The 18,451-nt window shown below is 43.8% G+C and carries 24 protein-coding genes, 1 tRNA gene and 1 pseudogene; 12 read left to right on the top strand and 14 right to left on the bottom strand.

Annotated elements, in window-relative coordinates; translation table 11 throughout:
- Positions 1 to 2: 2 nt before the first annotated feature.
- Both moaA and AC1W6K_RS04465 read left to right on the top strand, forming a co-directional pair.
- A complete protein-coding gene (gene moaA / locus AC1W6K_RS04470; RefSeq protein ID WP_481946591.1) occupies positions 3 to 998 on the top strand; it encodes a GTP 3',8-cyclase MoaA in 996 nt (331 codons plus the stop codon).
- 3 nt (positions 999 to 1,001) lie between these two features.
- The gene (locus AC1W6K_RS04465) at positions 1,002 to 1,991 is read left to right on the top strand and encodes a bifunctional heptose 7-phosphate kinase/heptose 1-phosphate adenyltransferase (protein ID WP_481946590.1); all 990 of its coding nucleotides are present in this window, start codon (positions 1,002 to 1,004) and stop codon (positions 1,989 to 1,991) included.
- Positions 1,992 to 2,123: 132 nt separating this feature from the next.
- On the opposite strand, the gene AC1W6K_RS04460 is transcribed toward AC1W6K_RS04465, so the two are convergent.
- From AC1W6K_RS04460 to AC1W6K_RS04450, 3 genes are read right to left on the bottom strand one after another with little or no spacing between them, the layout of a single operon-like run.
- The gene (locus tag AC1W6K_RS04460; RefSeq protein WP_481720171.1) at positions 2,124 to 2,510 is read right to left on the bottom strand and encodes a RidA family protein; all 387 of its coding nucleotides are present in this window, start codon (positions 2,508 to 2,510) and stop codon (positions 2,124 to 2,126) included.
- Between the two features lie 56 nt (positions 2,511 to 2,566).
- On the bottom strand, positions 2,567 to 3,355 hold the full coding sequence (gene cobA, locus AC1W6K_RS04455; RefSeq protein WP_481720173.1) for a uroporphyrinogen-III C-methyltransferase: 789 nt from the start codon (positions 3,353 to 3,355) through the stop codon (positions 2,567 to 2,569).
- Complete coding sequence (locus AC1W6K_RS04450) at positions 3,352 to 5,436, bottom strand: nitrite reductase (protein ID WP_481946589.1); 2,085 nt, start codon at positions 5,434 to 5,436, stop codon at positions 3,352 to 3,354. Before AC1W6K_RS04450 ends, cobA begins: the two co-directional genes overlap by 4 nt.
- Positions 5,437 to 5,549: 113 nt before the next feature.
- On the opposite strand from AC1W6K_RS04450, the gene AC1W6K_RS04445 reads away from it, so the two are divergent.
- From AC1W6K_RS04445 to AC1W6K_RS04410, 8 genes and pseudogenes are all read left to right on the top strand, one after another.
- Positions 5,550 to 7,022 (top strand): S10 family peptidase, encoded by a 1,473-nt coding sequence (locus AC1W6K_RS04445; protein WP_481720177.1) that lies wholly within the window; start codon positions 5,550 to 5,552, stop codon positions 7,020 to 7,022.
- A 24-nt stretch (positions 7,023 to 7,046) separates the two neighbouring features.
- A tRNA-Ser gene (locus AC1W6K_RS04440) sits at positions 7,047 to 7,134 on the top strand.
- Positions 7,135 to 7,328: 194 nt separating this feature from the next.
- Positions 7,329 to 7,559 carry a hypothetical protein gene (locus tag AC1W6K_RS04435; protein WP_481946588.1) on the top strand — a complete coding sequence of 77 codons (231 nt, stop codon included), beginning with the start codon at positions 7,329 to 7,331 and terminating at the stop codon, positions 7,557 to 7,559.
- Positions 7,549 to 7,884 (top strand): type II toxin-antitoxin system PemK/MazF family toxin, encoded by a 336-nt coding sequence (locus AC1W6K_RS04430; protein ID WP_481946587.1) that lies wholly within the window; start codon positions 7,549 to 7,551, stop codon positions 7,882 to 7,884. The genes AC1W6K_RS04435 and AC1W6K_RS04430 overlap by 11 nt, the downstream gene beginning before the upstream one ends.
- 240 nt (positions 7,885 to 8,124) lie before the next feature.
- Positions 8,125 to 8,310 (top strand): annotated as a pseudogene (locus AC1W6K_RS04425) (type II toxin-antitoxin system RelE/ParE family toxin); the annotation flags it as partial.
- 4 nt (positions 8,311 to 8,314) lie between these two features.
- On the top strand, positions 8,315 to 8,614 hold the full coding sequence (locus tag AC1W6K_RS04420; RefSeq protein WP_481720185.1) for a helix-turn-helix domain-containing protein: 300 nt from the start codon (positions 8,315 to 8,317) through the stop codon (positions 8,612 to 8,614).
- A 41-nt stretch (positions 8,615 to 8,655) separates the two neighbouring features.
- Entirely contained in the window at positions 8,656 to 9,249 is a 594-nt protein-coding gene (locus AC1W6K_RS04415) for a 3-keto-disaccharide hydrolase (RefSeq protein ID WP_481946586.1), read from the top strand.
- On the top strand, positions 9,249 to 9,515 hold the full coding sequence (locus AC1W6K_RS04410; RefSeq protein WP_481946585.1) for a rhodanese-like domain-containing protein: 267 nt from the start codon (positions 9,249 to 9,251) through the stop codon (positions 9,513 to 9,515). The genes AC1W6K_RS04415 and AC1W6K_RS04410 overlap by 1 nt, the downstream gene beginning before the upstream one ends.
- A 35-nt stretch (positions 9,516 to 9,550) precedes the next feature.
- Here the strand turns inward: AC1W6K_RS04410 and lpdA are convergent, their stop codons facing one another.
- Positions 9,551 to 10,945, bottom strand: a complete 1,395-nt coding sequence (gene lpdA, locus AC1W6K_RS04405) for a dihydrolipoyl dehydrogenase (protein ID WP_481720191.1) — start codon at positions 10,943 to 10,945, stop codon at positions 9,551 to 9,553.
- 81 nt (positions 10,946 to 11,026) lie between these two features.
- On the opposite strand from lpdA, the gene prfB reads away from it, so the two are divergent.
- A protein-coding gene (prfB, locus tag AC1W6K_RS04400; RefSeq protein WP_481720193.1) for a peptide chain release factor 2 occupies positions 11,027 to 12,101 on the top strand; the annotation gives its coding sequence in 2 pieces (ribosomal slippage) (positions 11,027 to 11,077 and positions 11,079 to 12,101; 1,074 coding nt in all).
- A 45-nt stretch (positions 12,102 to 12,146) separates the two neighbouring features.
- On the opposite strand, the gene AC1W6K_RS04395 is transcribed toward prfB, so the two are convergent.
- From AC1W6K_RS04395 to AC1W6K_RS04365, 7 genes are all read right to left on the bottom strand, one after another.
- Positions 12,147 to 12,464 (bottom strand): hypothetical protein, encoded by a 318-nt coding sequence (locus AC1W6K_RS04395; RefSeq protein ID WP_481720195.1) that lies wholly within the window; start codon positions 12,462 to 12,464, stop codon positions 12,147 to 12,149.
- On the bottom strand, positions 12,448 to 12,786 hold the full coding sequence (locus tag AC1W6K_RS04390) for a phage holin family protein (RefSeq protein ID WP_481946584.1): 339 nt from the start codon (positions 12,784 to 12,786) through the stop codon (positions 12,448 to 12,450). The genes AC1W6K_RS04395 and AC1W6K_RS04390 overlap by 17 nt, the downstream gene beginning before the upstream one ends.
- Positions 12,787 to 13,170, bottom strand: coding sequence for a TraR/DksA family transcriptional regulator (locus AC1W6K_RS04385; RefSeq protein ID WP_481720199.1), 384 nt, complete (start codon positions 13,168 to 13,170; stop codon positions 12,787 to 12,789).
- Between the two features lie 122 nt (positions 13,171 to 13,292).
- Positions 13,293 to 13,844 (bottom strand): nicotinamide riboside transporter PnuC, encoded by a 552-nt coding sequence (gene pnuC, locus AC1W6K_RS04380; RefSeq protein ID WP_481720201.1) that lies wholly within the window; start codon positions 13,842 to 13,844, stop codon positions 13,293 to 13,295.
- A complete protein-coding gene (nth, locus tag AC1W6K_RS04375) occupies positions 13,841 to 14,488 on the bottom strand; it encodes an endonuclease III (RefSeq protein ID WP_481720203.1) in 648 nt (215 codons plus the stop codon). The genes pnuC and nth overlap by 4 nt, the downstream gene beginning before the upstream one ends.
- A 38-nt stretch (positions 14,489 to 14,526) precedes the next feature.
- A complete protein-coding gene (locus AC1W6K_RS04370) occupies positions 14,527 to 14,739 on the bottom strand; it encodes a hypothetical protein (RefSeq protein WP_481720205.1) in 213 nt (70 codons plus the stop codon).
- Positions 14,714 to 15,313: an RNA polymerase sigma factor gene (locus AC1W6K_RS04365; RefSeq protein WP_481720207.1), complete on the bottom strand. Its 600-nt coding sequence runs from the start codon at positions 15,311 to 15,313 to the stop codon at positions 14,714 to 14,716. Before AC1W6K_RS04365 ends, AC1W6K_RS04370 begins: the two co-directional genes overlap by 26 nt.
- A 210-nt stretch (positions 15,314 to 15,523) precedes the next feature.
- On the opposite strand from AC1W6K_RS04365, the gene AC1W6K_RS04360 reads away from it, so the two are divergent.
- Positions 15,524 to 16,129, top strand: coding sequence for a hypothetical protein (locus tag AC1W6K_RS04360; protein ID WP_481720209.1), 606 nt, complete (start codon positions 15,524 to 15,526; stop codon positions 16,127 to 16,129).
- Positions 16,130 to 16,171: 42 nt separating this feature from the next.
- Here AC1W6K_RS04360 and AC1W6K_RS04355 read toward each other — a convergent pair whose 3' ends face one another.
- From AC1W6K_RS04355 to AC1W6K_RS04345, 3 genes are read right to left on the bottom strand one after another with little or no spacing between them, the layout of a single operon-like run.
- Positions 16,172 to 16,888, bottom strand: a complete 717-nt coding sequence (locus AC1W6K_RS04355) for a pyridoxine 5'-phosphate synthase (RefSeq protein ID WP_481720211.1) — start codon at positions 16,886 to 16,888, stop codon at positions 16,172 to 16,174.
- 35 nt (positions 16,889 to 16,923) lie between these two features.
- Positions 16,924 to 17,913 (bottom strand): aspartate-semialdehyde dehydrogenase, encoded by a 990-nt coding sequence (locus AC1W6K_RS04350; RefSeq protein ID WP_481946583.1) that lies wholly within the window; start codon positions 17,911 to 17,913, stop codon positions 16,924 to 16,926.
- A 10-nt stretch (positions 17,914 to 17,923) separates the two neighbouring features.
- Positions 17,924 to 18,433: a hypothetical protein gene (locus AC1W6K_RS04345; protein WP_481946582.1), complete on the bottom strand. Its 510-nt coding sequence runs from the start codon at positions 18,431 to 18,433 to the stop codon at positions 17,924 to 17,926.
- Positions 18,434 to 18,451: the final 18 nt, after the last annotated feature.

Raw genomic sequence — 18,451 nt, 5'->3', positions numbered from 1 at the left:
GAATGGGTAAAGATAATCAACTCTTGGATAATCACGGTCGGCCGATGACGTATTTACGTCTTGCGGTGACCGATCGATGTAATTTACGTTGTTCGTATTGCATGCCTGCGGAGGGGATTGTGTACATGCCGGAGCGGGAATTGTTGACTTGGCCGGAGATGGTGCGTGTGGTTCGGGTGATGCATGGTATGGGAATCGAGAAAGTTCGGATTACGGGCGGTGAGCCATTTGTGCGCAATGGATTAATGGATTTTCTGACGGAAATTTCGTCGCTACCTGGCTTGGAAATTTGTTTGACGAGTAATGGCGTGTTGATTGGGGATTATATAGACCAATTAAAGGTCATGGGTATTCGTTCTGTGAATTTAAGTTTGGATGCCTTGGATCGTAACCGCTTTAAGCAGATAACCCGTCGGGATGATTATGAGGTTGTATATCAAAATTTACTGCGTTTAGTGGAGGCTGGTTTTGAGGTAAAAATCAATGCGGTGGTGATGAAGGGGCAGAATGAGCAAGATATATTGGCATTGGCTGCGTTGACTAAAAACTTGCCGATTTCGGTTCGGTATATTGAGGAGATGCCATTTAATGGTTCGGGATTGGTGGAGGGTACTTTGTTTTGGAATCATGGCCGAATTTTGGCGGAGTTGAAAACGGTTTATGCGGATATGAAACCTGTATTAATGCGTGGTGGAGAGACGGCAAATAGGTATGAAATTCCTGGTCATGCGGGGGATGTGGGCATTATTGCTGCGTTTTCGCGAACTTTTTGTGGAAGTTGCAATCGCGTGCGATTGACTGCCAAAGGGCAAGTAAAAACCTGTTTATATGATGATGGCGTTTTTGATTTGAAGGCGTATCTTCGCTCTGGAATTTCGGATGAGGAGCTACGTGATGTACTCGTGGGATTGTATCAAAAGCGGCCTCTTGATGGTTTTGAGGCTGAAAAAAATAGAAAGAGCGTTATTAATGAATCGATGACGACGATAGGAGGTTAATTTATGAGCGCATTAGCTAAAGTTATTGAGGGCTTTTCGAAGCTTCGAGTGATGGTGATCGGGGATCTGATGGTCGATGCCTATACGTGGGGAAAAGTGAGTCGGATTTCGCCTGAGGCACCGGTGCAAGTGGTGAATGTGGTGAAGCGGGAATCGCGTTTGGGTGGTGCGGGAAATGTAGTGTTGAATGTGGCGAGTTTGGGAGCCAAACCTTTGGTTTTTTCTGTGATCGGGGATGATGCGACCGGTTCTTCGTTGTTACAAATTTTAGTAGATGCAGGTTTGTCGGTAGACGGAATCATCCAGGAGGCCGGTCGGCCTACTACCGTGAAGGAGCGTGTAATCGCGGGGTCCCAACAACTCATTCGGGTGGATTCGGAGACTGAGGCGCAGATTTTGCAGGCGTCTTCTGCAGCTTTATTGGCCGCTATCAAAGCGTCCATTTCACAAGTAGATGTGATTATTTTTGAAGATTACGATAAGGGTGTTTTGAGTGAGGGATTGATTCAAGAGGTGATTGGATTGGCGAAGGCGGCGGGTATCCCAACGGTCGTAGATCCGAAGAAGAAGAACTTTTTTGCCTACGGGGGAGCGACATTGTTTAAGCCAAACTTGCATGAATTGCGGGATGGTTTGGGCTTGGAATCTTCGGATTTGAGCGCTTTGGCCTTGCCTGCGACTGTTAAGAAATTCAAAGAATCTCAAAATTTTGGAGGTGTATTTGTGACGCTTTCTGAGCGCGGGGTGTATATGGATTACGCGTCGGAGCAGTTTGTTATCCCAGCGCACATTCGTCAAATCGCCGATGTGTCGGGTGCCGGCGATACCGTGATCTCGATTGCGGCTTGCGCATTAGCGGCCGGTGCAACGCCAGCACAAATCGCGGAACTTGCGAATTTGGGCGGAGGCTTAGTGTGTGAGTTATTAGGTGTGGTGCCGATCGAGGCGGAGTTGTTGAAGAGGGAGGCGGCAGGCTTAGACACCGGACGTTAGACGCTAGACGTTGGCTTTTTCTTTAGCAAAGCTTACAGCATTGCCCTATTTGGCCCATGCATGGTATTTATTGATTTTCTTGCGCTAGCATACTTATAACTTTGGCAAAGCCAGGAGCTTTGCCAAAGGAAACTACCCCACCCATGCCGTGAATTCAATCTCCACTTTATATTGAGGGGCAATCAAAGCGGAGATTTCGTAGATCCCTGTAGTGGGTTTTACCTCACCAAAGAAGTGTGCATGGGCGCGGGCGATTTCTAAATTTTGAGAGATGTCGGTGGTGAAAATTCTGGTACGAACCACATCTTTAATCGACGATCCTGCTTCTTCTAATACGACTGCAATGCGCTCAATGATGTTATACGTTTGCGCATATAAATCATCTGCGGTTACTTTTTCACCATCAATGAGGGCAACAGTACCTGATATTTCTACTAAGTTTCCTGTTTTTACGGCACGGCAATAGCCGAAAACGTCTTCAAATGGGGATCCAGAGGATATGTTAATTCTTTGTGACATACGAAAAGGTTGATTTCCTCGTTTAGCTTTGGCAAACCTTTAAGGTTTGCCAAAGCTTAGCGATTCAGTGAATTTTTTAAAATTTTCTCCCACAATTCAGGCTTCGCGTGGCGAACTACTTCGCCGATCACGATAATTGCAGGGTTACGAAGGTCTTCTTTTTTAGCCAAATTTTCAAGCTCTGCTGCGGTAGAAATTCCAACGCGCTGATTCGCTAAAGTTCCGTTTTGAATGATGGCGGCTGAGATGTCACCTTTGCCGAAGGTTTGGCATAAGGACGCAATTTTCCCCAATTTATTCATCCCCATCAAAATCACCAAGGTTGCTGTGGATTGTAAACCAAGTTTTAAATCTTCGGTCAATGAACCGTCCGATTTGGTACCGGTCATTACCCAAAAACTTTCATTCACTCCACGTACCGTCAAGGGAATATCGGCCGCGCCTGCCGCTGCATAAGAAGAACTGATACCGGGAATATATCCGGTAATAAGTCCATAAGATTTCGCGAATTCAATCTCTTCCTGACCTCGTCCGAAAACAAATGGATCACCACCTTTCAAGCGAACGACGTGTCCCAACGCATAGGCTTTTTCAACGATTAGTTCGTTGATTCCTGCTTGCGAATGGCTCTCGCCTGGCTTTTTGCCAACGAATATTTTTTCGCAAACAGGTGAACAATGCTCCAATAAACTGACATCCACCAACGCATCATATAATACTGCCTGCGCAGATGCAATCGACTTGATCGCTTTCAACGTGATCAATTCCGGATCACCAGGCCCTGCACCCACCACTGTTAAGCGGGGTTGTGGTTCTAATTTTCTGAAGTGACTTAAATTTTTCATGCGATGGCTTGGCGGAATGATGTGGCTGCTGATAAAAAGGTCTGTGCTTGCGCGGCATACTGAATTGCAAAAGCCTCTGATGGTTCGTTTTGGTTGATCTGCAAAACCAATTCCGGGAAGGTCCCAGCCTCTATTGCAAATTCACCTGTTGCCACAAAATGCTCCTCAAACTTATTGATGACCGCACTTTGATTCGCAACCGTCACCGACTTATCTAACAACAACGCTTTTGACGCTGAAATGAAGACCGAGTAGGCATGGTAGATGGCATCCGCCCAGCGCTTGTCTTCCAAAGCCGCCTCTGTCCATTCGTATTTTTCTTCCGATTCGAACAACAAGGTTGCTACCAAATCGATCATCACTCCGGCACATTCACCTACGCCGATTTCCGTTGCGAAGTTGTCCGTTGCACCCCAATCAACAAAGTCGGAGTCAACCAATGTTGTCAAATCCGCTATTGGTTTCAATAAATTATAGAAGTATTTCTCGCCTTGACGATCGTAATATTCGTGGAAATATTCGTCACTAGTAGCATTTTCTTCAAAGTTATTCAATAGAACACGTAGGACTTGAGGACCTCTTTTGGAAGGAACTTTGATTACTTTATCCGCGATGCGGCCGTCACCATTTCCTAAGGTTGCTCCGCCGATTAACACCTGCAAGGCAGGCAAAACGCGTTTGTCCGCCGCTTTCAACGACGATCCGTGAAATCCGATGGATGCCATGCTATGTTGGCCACAGGCATTCATACAACCCGAAATCTTGATTTTCATCGCGCTGTCGTGAATCAAGGATGGGAATTCGTCGTTGATCACTTCCTCTAATTTTGAGGTGATGTTCGTTGAATCTGAAATCGCCAAATTACACGTGTCCGTTCCCGGGCATGCGGTTATGTTGGCAATCGAATTCGCGCCCGGTGCTGCTAAACCATGCGCATTCAATACTTGGAATACGTAAGGTAGATTCGCCGTAGGCACAAACTTCAACATCAATCCTTGGTTGATCGTGATTCGAACATCATCCCCGATGTAGCCTGTTAGCGCCTCGATTAATGAACGCGACGTATCGCTGGAAATATTGCCATTCAATATCCGCACGTATACCGCGTGGAATCCTTTTTGCTTTTGTTCAAAAGTATTTGTGTCGATCCACGTTTGGTATTCAGTGGTTGACGGTGCTGCGATCTCAGCTGTTAGGGTTGGCTCTGATACCTCCCAAGCGGACGCATCTGCAATCGCGAAGCTGTGATTTTTCAAAGCTTTGGTTTCTGTGTTCACCAAATTCATAAATTCCTCAAAGCCAATTTTCTGAATCAAGAACTTCATGCGGGCCTTGTGGCGGGAATTACGTTCGCCATGGCGATCGAAAACGCGCAAGATGGCCTCCATGAATGGGATGATTTCATTTTCTGGTAGGAATTCGTAAGCGGTGTGTGCCAACATAGGTTGGGCCCCTAGTCCACCACCCACTACGACTTTAAAGCCGCGGGTGCCATTTTGGATTTTGGGAACGAAACCTACGTCATGTAGATACGCGAGTGATGTGTCTTCTTCGGTGTTTGAGAAGGAGATTTTAATTTTGCGCCCCATTTCTTGGCAGATGGGATTGCGCAGAAAATAACGAAAAGCAGCATCTGCATGCGGGCTTACGTCGAAAAGTTCGTTCGGGTCAATGCCGGAAGTAGGGGAGGCGGTGATGTTACGGACCGTGTTTCCGCAGGCTTCGCGCAGTGTGATATCGTCTTGTTCCAATTTCGCCCAAAGTTCCGGCGTGCGGTCTAACGAAACGAAGTGGATTTGAATGTCTTGTCGGGTCGTTAAGTGCAAGTTTCCCGTTGAATATTTGTCTGAAATATCCGCGATGCGCTTCCATTGATGGAATTGTATCTTGCCGTAGGGCAATTTAATACGGATCATCTGAACACCTTGTTGGCGCTGTCCATACACCCCACGCGCCAAACGCAGACTACGGAACTTCTCCTCGTGAATCTCGCCAGCCTTGAATTGGGCGATCTTTTTGGCCAAATCTAGGATGTCTTTTTCGACGATCGGGTTTTCTATCTCAGAGCGGAAACTTTGCATATTGGGTAAGTTAAACGTATTAAGTCTATATGATATATAGAGTATTAGGCAAAAGTAAGTCAAAACGTTTTTATTGCCAAAGAATTTTTATATTCGTTTTTAAATTTATTTACATGAAATCAATATTTACTGGAATTATTTGTTTGAGCTTCTTTGGTCTACTGGCTCAAAAGCCTACCATGGACATTCAAGGTGTGGAGGTAGTTAAGACAACGCATGTGTTGAATCTGGCCGGAAAGCCGCTGAATTACACAGCCTATACCGGTTATATGCACATGAAGGCCGATACCGGCAAGGTGTTAGCGAAGATCTTTTTTACCTATTATCAAAAGGATGGCGAGGATGCTGGCAAGCGTCCCGTGACCTTTACCTTTAATGGTGGTCCGGGTTCAGCTTCTTTGTGGTTGCACATGGGGGGTGTCGGTCCCAAGCGTGTGCTGTTGAAGGATGACGGAACTGCGACCGCTCCACCGTATACGTATGTCGACAATGAATATGGATGGTTGGACAAAACGGATTTAGTTTTCATCGATCCTGTGTCAACGGGTTATTCACGTGCGGTTGGCCAGGATGCCAGCAAATACCACGGATATGTAGAAGATATCGAATCAATTGGTGCGTTTGTACGCAACTTTTTGAGTCGCTATGAGCGCTGGGCATCGCCGAAATTCTTAGCAGGTGAGAGTTATGGAACAACACGTGCGGCGGGATTAGCGAAGCACTTGCAGGATCGCCATCGGATTTACATCAATGGTGTGATTTTGATTTCGGCTGTCTTGAATTTTGGAACGAATGATTACGCGGTTGGGAATGATTTGCCTCGTGCTTTATATGTTCCGTCTTATACGGCGGCGGCATGGTACCATAAGAAATTAGCTCCAGCCTTGCAGTCACGCCCTTTGGCAGATATTTTAAAAGAATCTGAGGCTTGGTCGATTGGTGAATATGCCTCGGCATTGATTAAGGGCGGATGGATGTCGGCCGCGGAAAAGGACGCGATTGCTGGTAAGTTGGCCTACTGGACGGGACTTTCCAAAGAGTTGTGTTTGCAGTCCAATCTACGGGTAGACGAGAATCGTTTTTATAAATCATTACGTCGGGCGGATGGTTTGTCCGTGGGTCGTTTGGATGCTCGCTTTACCGGAAGGAACTTGGATGATGGGGGGGAATATGTGGATTTTGATCCGTCTTTTGCCAACATAGACGGGCCGTTTACGTCGACGATCAACGCGTATATGCAGAAGGAATTAAAGTTTAAGGAGGAAAAGGGCTATAATGTGTTTGGGGATGTGTATCCGTGGTCGTACAAGAATGTGCAGAATAAGTATTTGAATGTAGCGGAGAGTTTGCGTGATGCGATGGCGAAAAATCCGGCCTTGAAGGTGTATTTGGGTTGTGGGTATTATGACTTTGCGACCCCGTATTTTACGGCTTTATATGATATTGAGCACATGTTTTTACGTCCGGAGCAACGCAGCCGGGTGGACATCAAAATGTATGAGTCGGGCCACATGTATTACATCCACAAACCTTCTTTGATTCAGTTCAAAAAGGATATGGATGGCTTTTTCGATTCGTCAAAATAAATTGATAACTTTGCCATCCCAATTAGAGGGGTGTCCGAGTGGTTTAAGGAGCACGCTTGGAAAGCGTGTGTAGGTCTCAAGCTTACCGAGGGTTCGAATCCCTTCCCCTCTACGAAGCCTTCCAGCGTGAGCTGGGAGGCTTTTTTGTTTATGAGAGCAGGTTAATCTAATTTTTGATTGGAACGTAAAGATTCCGGCTTTGAATTTTATTGATGCTAAGTTATTTGTCATATCAATGAATTGATAATCTGTCTACAGACTTGCGGTATATACTATTAATATATACCTTTGAAAAAAATCAAACAGATGAAAATTTTATCGCTTAAGTTGGACGACGATATTTTTAACGAAACGGAAGAAATAACGGCACAATTGCGCTTGGCGCGGAATCGGTATATCAACGAAGCGGTCAATATGTATAATCTGGTACAAAAAAGAAGATTATTGAAAAAGGCTTTAGCTAAGGAATCAGCCGTGGCTGCCATTGAATCCATGGAAATTTTGCGGGAGTTTGATCAGCTGTTCGATGGAAATTAAGCAATATGATATCTGGTTGGCGAATTTAAATCCGAGCAAAGGCACAGAGGCTGGCAAAACAAGGCCAGTTGTTATTGTTCAGACAGATCTATTGAATACCATACATTTGTCCACGCTTATCTGTCCAGTAACAACCAATGTCCAGCCGGAATTAGAATACCTGCGAATACATTTGGCAAAAGGTCAATTAGATGAATTGAGTGATGTGTTGGTAGACCAAATTCGGGCCATCGATAATACGCGATTGATATCAAAATTAGGTCGATTGACGCAGGTGCAACAAGTAAAACTTAAAATTAATTTGCGGGTAATACTTGATTTGTAGGCGTTATCAATGAATTGATAATCTTCATTATGCCAACTAATTATCAGTTTTTAAATTTTAAAATGTTATCTTTCGAGATAACTTTGCTAAATGCAAAGAACCATACTCTTTTATGGAAATTACTTTATTGAGTTTTACTCCATCCAAGATGAAAAACTGAAGACGAAAATCAAATATGTGTTTCAATTAATTAGACAAACAAACCAAGTTCCCTAGAAATTTTTTAAACATTTAACAGGAACAAATGGACTTTATGAAATTCGAGTTGAGTATAAATCGAATATTTATATAATATTTTGTTGTTTTGATGAAGGTTCTATTATCGTACTTTTAAATGTTTTTCAAAAGAAAACTCAAAAGACTCCTAAATCAGAACTTGAAAAAGGATTAAAATTAATGGAGGACTACTTCAAGCTAAAAAAATAAGTTCATGAATACATACGCTGGAGTTCAAAATTTTGAAGAATTAATTAACTTAGAGCACGGAGAAATTGGCTCCCAATCTAGAACCGAATTTGAGAAAAACGCGCATATGTTTATCGTAAGTGAAATGCTTAAAGAAGCGAGAAAAGAAGCTAACCTGACGCAAGAACAATTGGCCGAGAAAACGGGGACAAAAAAAAGCTACATTTCAAAAATTGAGAATGCCAAAGGAAATATACAACTCTCGACGCTAATTAAGATTTTTGAAGTTGGATTGAATAAAAGAATAGGTCTTACCTTTTTATAAAATAACTTGCAAACAAATTTCTAATCTAAACCTCATTTCTTATGAAAAACCTCTTACTACTCCTACTCCTCGTAAGCTTCACCTCCAACGCCCAATGGAAAGACCTTTTTAATGGCAAAGACCTCAAAGCCTGGAAAACCAGCGAAAACCCCACTTCCTTCCGCGTCGAAAACGGTGAACTCATCATCGAAGGCCCCCGCGCTCACCTCTTCTACGAAGGCCTTAATCTTAGAAATTTCGAAGTACACGCCCGCGTGAAAACCTATCCAGGTGCTAATTCTGGCTTATATGTATGTACCGCTTTCCTAGAAAAAGACTGGCCAAAACAAGGCTATGAAATTCAGGTGAATAATTCGCACACCGACTGGCGACGTACGGCTTCTGTCTATGGCATTCAAGATGCCAAAGAAACCTACGCCAAAGACGGCGAGTGGTTTGACCTGAATGTAATCGTTCTAGGAAATAAAATCACAACGAAAATCAACGGCCAAACCGTGATCGATTATACTGAAACCGCTGAACGTGCCAACGGCACCGATCCGCGTAAACTTCAACCAGGAACCATTGCGATTCAAGCACACGATCCTAAAAGCAAGGTGGCGTACCAACAAATTCAAGTGCGGGAAATCAAGTAATGACCCAAGCCGACTTTAAGCCACTATTAAAACACGGGAAAGTCTTTGTGCTCGATGTGCGCTATGCGAACGAATTCGAAGAAGGACATATTCCTTGGTCGAAAAACATTCCGCTCAAAGAACTCGCGCAGAGATTACACGAATTGCCAACCGATAAACCGATCATCACCGTTTGTGGCAAAGGCGGAGGCCGCTCAGCAGATGCCGCTGCAATGATTCCCGGCGCCGACTGGCTTGAGGGAGGCACGGAAGCCTATTTTGGATAAAAAAAAGAGGAGCCTTTTTGAGCTCCTCTTCCATTTTATAAATCTACCGCTTCTCCATAAGCCGCTTCCGTCGCGCCCTTAAAGGCTTCTGACATGGTCGGGTGTGGATGAATCGATTTCATAATCTCGTAAGCCGTACTTTCTAATTTACGTACGACAACCGCTTCCGCAATCAGCTCAGTTACATTGTAACCGATCATGTGTGCGCCTAATAACTCACCGTATTTGGCATCGTAAATGACTTTCACAAAACCATCACGCGCTCCGGCAGCTGTCGCTTTTCCAGAAGCCACGAATGGAAACTTACCTACTTTAATATCATAACCAGCTTCAATTGCTTTTTTCTCAGTCATACCCACCGAAGAAATTTCTGGCGTACAATACGTACAGCCTGGAATGTTTGTATAATCCAATGCCTCCGTCTTGTGACCAGCCATTTTTTCCACACAAATAATGGCTTCTGCCGATGCCACGTGTGCCAAAGCTGGACCCGGAGTTATATCCCCAATCGCATAGTAACCAGGGATATTCGTTTCATACCAAGAGTTTACAGGAATACGTCCCTTGTCCACAATGATACCCACTTCCTCCAAACCAATATTTTCCAAATTGCAAATCACACCCGCCGCAGATAACACGATATCACATACGATATCTTGATTGCCGGTTGGCGTTTTAACACTCACTTTGCAACCTTTTCCTTTGCTATCCACAGACTCAACACTTGACGATGTCAAAATGTCGATACCCATTTTCTTGTACTGCTTCGCCAATTCTTTGGATACATCTTCATCCTCTACGGGAACGATGTTTGGCATAAATTCTACGATCGTTACTTTAGTTCCCATCGCTGCATATACATATGCAAATTCTACACCGATCGCACCTGAACCGATGATCACCATCGAATCCGGTCGCTTTTCCAAAGTCATCGCCTTCCGGTATTCAATCACTTTTTCACCGTCAATTGGGATATTCGGTAATGCACGCGCCCGAGTTCCCGTCGCAATCATGATATTTTTTCCTTCGTAAATCGTCGCTTTACCATCTGCATCCGTTACCTCCACCTTTTTGCCCGGTTGGATTTTTCCGAATCCCATGATCACGTCGATCTTGTTTTTCTTCATCAAAAACTGAACCCCCTTGCTCATGCTATCCGCCACACCACGTGAACGCGCAATCACCGCTGGGAAGTCGGCCTCGGCTCCTTTTACTTTAATTCCGTAATCAGCTGCATGTTTGATGTATTCAAAGACACTGGCAGATTTTAATAAGGCTTTAGTAGGAATACATCCCCAGTTCAGGCAAATGCCCCCCAAAGATTCTTTCTCCACGACTGCACATTTTAAACCTAATTGAGAAGCTCGGATAGCTGCTACATAACCTCCAGGGCCTGTGCCTACCACGATCAAATCGTATTGTTGCGCCATTTTATTGCTTGATTTAAATGAATGAGGCCGCAATTTAGCACAAAATCGGGTATATTTGCACTTTATAAAGAAGAAAAACACATGACTAGAGACAGGTTCAATGACCTGAAAGCCAGAATAGAGGCTTTAAGGAGGTATCTTTGACTACGATCACAAGAAATATTTAATCTCCGAACTGGAGACGGTTACGTTAGATCCCGAATTTTGGAATAATCCCGACAAAGCGGAAAGTACCATGCGCGAAATGCGTGGGCTGAAATTTTGGACAGATGGATTTGACCAATTATCCCGCGCACAAGACGATCTAGAGACTATTTGGGAATTTTATGAAATGGGGGAGGCCTCAGAACCCGAAGTAGATTCGGAAGGTGCCAAACTCGAAGCCTTACTCGAATCCCTCGAATTCCGAAAAATGATGTCGGAAGAAGGCGACAACATGAGCGCTGTACTTGAAATCAACGCCGGCGCCGGTGGTACCGAATCACAAGATTGGGCCGCCATGCTGCTACGCATGTACCACATGTGGGCCGAGAAAAATGGCTTTAAAGTGCGTTTAGTAGACGAAAACCAAGGCGACGTGGCCGGAATTAAATCTGTCACCATCGAAGTCGATGGCGAATTTGCCTATGGTAATTTAAAGTCGGAGAACGGCGTTCACCGCTTAGTGCGTATCTCGCCGTTTGACTCGAATGCCCGTCGGCACACATCTTTCGCCTCCGTCTACATTTGCCCGCTAGCAGATGATACGATTGAAATTGAAATTAATCCGGCCGACATTGATTGGGATACGTTCCGTTCAGGTGGTGCTGGAGGACAGAATGTCAATAAAGTTGAGACTGCAGTGCGCTTGACGCATAAGCCTTCGGGGATTATTATTGCGTGCCAACAAGAACGTTCGCAGTTGATGAATAAAGAAGTAGCTCTACGTCTCTTGAAATCTAAATTATACCAAATCGAAATCGACAAGCGCAATGCAGCACGAGCGGAAGTGGAAGCAGGTAAAAAGAAAATTGAATGGGGGTCGCAGATCCGGTCGTATGTATTAGATGATCGCCGTGTAAAAGACCACCGAACAAACCATCAGACGTCCAACACGGATGCCGTACTTGACGGTGAAATAAATGATTTTATTAAGGCGTATTTAATGGAAAATTAATACCCCCTTACCTTTGGCAAACCTTGGAGGATTGCCAAAGGTAGGTTATTTGGAGGACTCTGATTCGAGCTTTTTCAAATAATCAACTAACTGATCTTTCGCTAACGAAAGCGCGATACCTACCGCATACGAGGTTAATGCATTCCCAATAAAAGAAGATTCGTTTTTATCCGATTTTTTTGAAGAATCGGAAAACAAGGAATATAATAAGTACGCTCCGGCAAGAACGCCACCTGCAATGAGGATTTGGCCGCCACGCTCTTTCGCAATTTGCTTGATATCAGCAATTTCTTCTACTAATTCCTGCTGGTATGCAGAAGCCTGCGCTTCTAACACCGCTTTTTGTTCAGTTATCTGACTCATCTTCGATTACTTCTTCACTAATTTTTTCTGGTTGGGGAGCCCGAAAGCTAGCGACTAATAAAAGTCCCACCACTAAACTTATTCCAGCTACGATTAAATAGCCCCAAAATGCGCTAGAAAGCCATTGGTTGATTGCATTCGCGAGGCCCATCAAGGCAAATATTCCCGCGATGCCAAAGGCAAAAGCAATAACAATGAACTTGAAAATTCGTTCCAATAAGGCTTCCAAACGCTCCTGAATATCCAGTTTGATGATCTCAAACTGCGTCTTCAAGTAGTTTGTTACTAGTTCGACCAGCCTATTGTTTTCGAAAAATCCCATTTACCGTTGTTTTAACTTTGCCTCAATTGAATGCTGTGTGTGCGGAACTAAACGTAAACGTTCTTTTGAAATTAATTTGCCCGACTCAATGCAAACACCATATGTGCCGTTTTTGATACGCATCATGGCATTTTCAAGGCTAGTCGCAAATTTTTGTTGACGTACCGCCAACTGATTTAAACTTTCTTTCTCTTGCGTATTAGCACCATCTTCCATGACCTTCGAGTTTCCCGATGTATCATCTGTACCTGGATCATTCTTTTTTCGCAACGTTTCGCGTAAATACTTAAGCTCGGCATTGGTCTCGGCCAATTTCCCTTGAATGATCGCTTCGAACTCTTTTAATTCGTCAGCTGAATAACGTAGTTTTTCTTCGTTCGCCATAATAAAAAAAATTAAATTAAGGTGTAAGTGACTAATAGTCAAGCACTTGCAAATACAAATTTGTTCGCTTATGCAAAGATAAATTTATATAATTGAAATCGACAGGTTCCGTCTATTATTTTTTAATCAATTGATTTTAAGGTATTTGACCAATCTCGGTAGCCTTGAATAGCCAGTGCAATAAACACCGCGTACAAACATGCTGTCCCCCACATTTCTTTCTGAATGTATAGGCCTACATACAGTACGTCCACCCCAATCCAGATAATCCAATTCACTATTTTTTTCTGTGTCGCTAACCAAGTTGCCCAGACACTAAACCCGGCCAGCGCCCCATCCAAAAATGGATAAGATGCATCCGGTAAATACCTAGCATGTAAATAGCCTAATCCAAGTCCCATGGCCAACGAAAAAATAACGCCTATGCATATATGCGTAACACCAGATCGCTCCGCACGCCAGTTTTGTTCCGATCGATTCCATGTAAATAAACCGATACATCCTAAAACGATAAACAATCCCTGCAACTCCATATCCGCATAAAGCTGATTAGTATAAAAGACATAGAGATATACCCCGGAAGAAATGATGTTCCACACCCAAGCTATCCAATGGCGGCGCATGGAAAAAAATACGCCCAGTAGGGCCGTTGACACACCTATTAACTCAATCATTTGGGGGTATTTTTAGCAAAATAGGAACAAAAATGACTGATGTCACAAGCCAAACAATGTGGCTTGCGCGCCACACAAACATAGCGCCCATGTAATATGAGCCAATGATGCGCCCGAGGAATTATGTCGTTTGGCAAATGCCGAATCAGTGCTTTTTCAACCAATAAGGGTGTTTTTGCCGTCTGTGGAACTAAGCCCAATCGGCGAGAAACACGATACACATGCGTGTCTACCGCCATGGCCGGTTGGTTATACACAACCGATGCAATCACATTAGCCGTTTTACGCCCCACGCCCGGTAAAGTTTGTAAATCATCAATTGTCACGGGAATGGAACCCTGAAATTGGTCAACTAATTTTTGGCCTAGGCCCAACAAATGTTTTGCTTTATTATTCGGATAGGAAACCGAACGGATATACGAAAAAATTTCATCCACGCTGGAATCCGCAAGCGCTTGTGGATCCGGAAATCGATTAAAAAGAGCCGGCGTGATCTGGTTGATACGTTTATCGGTGCACTGTGCGGAAAGTACCACGGCCACCAACAACTCAAAAGGATTACGATAATGCAATTCCGTCTCCGCCTCGGGAAAAGAGGTGGAAAAATGCGCGATAAAAGCTTGAAATCGTTCCTTCTTCTGCATGTGTTGAATTTCATGCAAATTAAGAAACAATTTCAAGATTAGGATTTAATCGACTCTTTGTGTTTTGAATACGCGAGGATTCGATCGACGACACGATCAGCGGGCTCGTAAGCCGCTTGATCTAATGCGTTTTTGACCTGGTTAAAGGACGCTAACTCCGAGCGTTCTTTGGCAGATAAATTTTGGGTGAAGCCCGATTCAGGCTCATACAAATTTTTAATGAGGTCATTTGGGGTAAAGCTTTGCGTCATAGGCAATCTCTTGTTTTGTTAGCATTTTCCTCAAGTTGATAAGCGCATAGCGCATTCTTCCCAAGGCCGTATTGATGCTCACACCCGTTTGATCCGCGATTTCTTGAAAACTTAAGTCTTCATAATGCCGCATGATCAACACTTCGCGTTGTTCATCAGGTAATTTTTTGATCAATTCCCGCACATTTGCGACTTGATCTGCCTTCAATTGTATGTCCTCAACCGAGTCCTCTGCAAATTGAAAACTGTTAAACAATTTCGACCCGTCCTCCAGCACAATTGTTGGATAACGTTTCTCCTTCCGGAAATAATCGATCGCCATGTTGTGCGCAATACGCAGAATCCAAGGTAAAAATTTCCCTTCTTCATTGTATCGCCCAGACTTCATCACGTCGATGGCCTTAATATAGGCTTCCTGCATTAGGTCTTCCGCTACATAGCGGTCCTTGACGATCAGGTAAATAGTTGTGTACACTTTGGATTTACTACGTTTCACTAATGTCTCAAACGCTTTATCGTCCCCTTGGATGTAAGCTGATAATAAAGCCGCATCGCTAACCTGAATTTTAATCATAAAATTTCAAAATTGTTAACGTAGAACTTTATCTCATATTGTATCTCCTATTGATTATTTGAACGAATTTTTTGATTGTTACCTCTTGGGCCCGCCAAAAGTAGATAAATCTTTTGTAAAACAAAATTTTGAAAATGATTTTATGCCAAGTGGCGTATCACAATTTCCAATAAATCATTATTTTTGTCAAAATTTAACTTAAAATAACATATGAAAAAATTATTCTTCCTAGGCCTAATGCTAGCGGGTTCATTCGCAGGTTTGGCTCAAACAGGAACTTCCGCAGATTATACCGGAGTTTTTAAATTAGACGAAAATCCGTACGTAAAATCATTTGCCATTTCAATTAAAGAAGGAAAAGTTATGTTGGCAGCCGAAGGATATCCCGAAGCAGAATTGACTCCAGGCAAGCAAGCAGATCAATATGATTTAGCTAGCATGAACGCTACAATTACTTTTGTCCGCGATGCAGGTGTTGTAAAAGGGATCAAAATCGAAGCGCAAGGTCAAGTACTTGCTGGAAAAAAAGAAGGTGGAGCGAGTTTAGCTGATTATGCAGCTACGTTTAAAATGGCCGATAATGAATATGTGAAGAAAATTATTATTGAGATTAAAGATGGTTCTTTGCAGTTGAGCTCGGATGCAAATCCAACCGAGGGAGCCGTATTAAAAGCAGGGAAAACAGCCGATGTATTTACGACTACAATTCAGGGATACGATGCAGATATCATCTTTTCACGGGCATCTGGAAAAGTAGCTAACATCAAATTATCCGTTGCTGGCGGTCAAGTTGTTCTAACAGGCGATCGTGAGTAATTATTTTTCAATCCAGGCGCCGGGTCATCCCGCGCCTGGATTTTATTTTAACGATCGTTTATACAACTGAATCGTATTTTCCAATCCAAAGTACAAGGCATCGCAAATCAACGCATGCCCAATTGAAACCTCATCTAAAGGTGTCACATTGGCTTTAAAAAAGGCCAAATTCTCCAAACTCAAATCGTGTCCCGCATTAATTCCTAGGCCCAACTGCGCCGCGCGAAAAGCAGCTTTTCGATAAGCCGAAACAGCTTGTGTCGGATTCTCACCAAACATTTCCGCATACGGTTCCGTGTACAATTCAATGCGATCCGTACCAGTAGTCGCCGCCGCTTCTATCATCTCTATCACCGGATCCACAAAAATCGAGGTTCGAATGCCTGCCGACTTAAATTTCGCGATTAATGACTGCAACAAGCTTTGGTGCTGAATAGTGTCCCAACCATGATTCGAGGTGATTTGGCCTAACACGTCCGGAACTAAAGTGACTTGTTCAGGTCTGACCTCTAAAACTAAGTCAATAAATGACTGTTCCATCGGGTTGCCCTCTATATTGAATTCAGTTGTCACAACTTCCTTTAGCGCACGAACATCCGCATAGCGAATGTGGCGTTCATCCGGACGCGGATGCACCGTAATGCCCTCCGCCCCAAAGCGCTCACAATCCAAGGCCACCTGAATGACATCCGGGTTATTGCCCCCCCGCGCATTGCGCAGCGTCGCAATCTTATTGATATTTACACTAAGTCTAGTCATAGCTAAAAAAAGGCCGATGTAACCGGCCTTTCTGTTTAAATCAAGTTGTGTGCCGCTAAATACTCCGCAATCTGTACGGCATTCGTCGCCGCACCCTTACGTAGATTGTCGGCGACAATCCAGACGTTCAACGTATTTTTCTGCGACTCATCCCGACGAATACGTCCCACAAATACTTCATCTTTTCCATGTGCGGTAATCGGCATCGGATACACGAAATTCTTTGGATCATCTTGAACGATAATGCCTTCCTCTTTTTCCAAAATCGCACGCACCTCCGCTAAATCAAAATCATTCTCAAATTCAATGTTCACCGCCTCCGAGTGTCCCCCAATCGTAGGGATACGCACCGTCGTCGCCGTTACCTGAATCGACTCATCCATCATGATTTTTTTCGTTTCCAAAATCATCTTCATCTCCTCCTTCGTATAGCCATTCTCCAAAAACACGTCGATATGTGGTAATACGTTCAAGTCAATTTTATGGGGATATACTTTTGGACCTTCTTTGCCCGCCCGCTCATCGAACAGCTGGTCAACCGCCGCTTTTCCGGTGCCGGTCACCGACTGATATGTCGACACAACCACGCGCTTAATTTTATATTTTTTGTGCAATGGATTTAACACCACCACCATTTGAATCGTCGAACAATTCGGGTTAGCAATAATCTTATCTGCTGGCGTTAAGGTATTCGCGTTGATTTCTGGAACCACTAATTTCTTCGTTGGGTCCATCCGCCACGCCGATGAATTATCCACCACAGTAATGCCTGCTGCCGCAAATTTAGGGGCCATTTCCAAGGAAGAGCTCCCCCCTGCAGAAAAAATCGCTACATTGGGTTTCATGGCAATCGCTGTCTCATAGCCTACAACCGCGTACTCTTTTCCCTTAAAGGAAATCTTTTTACCAATCGAGCGCTCAGAGGCAACTGGAATGATTTCAGAGACTGGGAAATTACGCTCTGCTAATACTTTTAAGATTTCGCCGCCAACCAATCCCGTGGCGCCTACAACAGCAACTTTCATGTTTATTTTATTAAAAATTATACTTCCATTGTAATGCCAACGACGACCCGGAGGTCGGGGTAGTCGGCGTAAATTCCAAACTCAATTGCGGACTTGTTTTAGCCAACGAGTTATATCGAGATAAAGCCTTATTTAAATGCCGCATACTTACTGTTCCTAAATAAAAATTAATTAAGGCCGCCGCTCCCACGGTCGACAACGAAAATCCGTTGGATACTTTTCCCGGATAAAGCCAGGAATAAATGGATATACCAGCCCCCGCGCTTGAAATCCAATTCATTAGATTTCGCTTCGATTTAAACCGGTAAAACTCTAAACTCACCTCGGGGTCTTTCGATTCAAGTAAGGGAATTTGCAAGGCCAACGGATTATCAATTACCTGACGCTTGTAGACATACTTTTTCCTAAAACCTTGTTGGATCGGCTCAATTGAGTACAAACGTTCATTTCCTTCCCCCTGCGCAATCACTTGGACCGACATGAGCACGAAAAGAACGATAAATAAATGCCTAATTTTCACTAACCAACGCGTTTTTGT

Source organism: Aquirufa sp., assembly GCF_964796385.1.
This window is presented reverse-complemented; position numbering and strand designations above follow the sequence as displayed.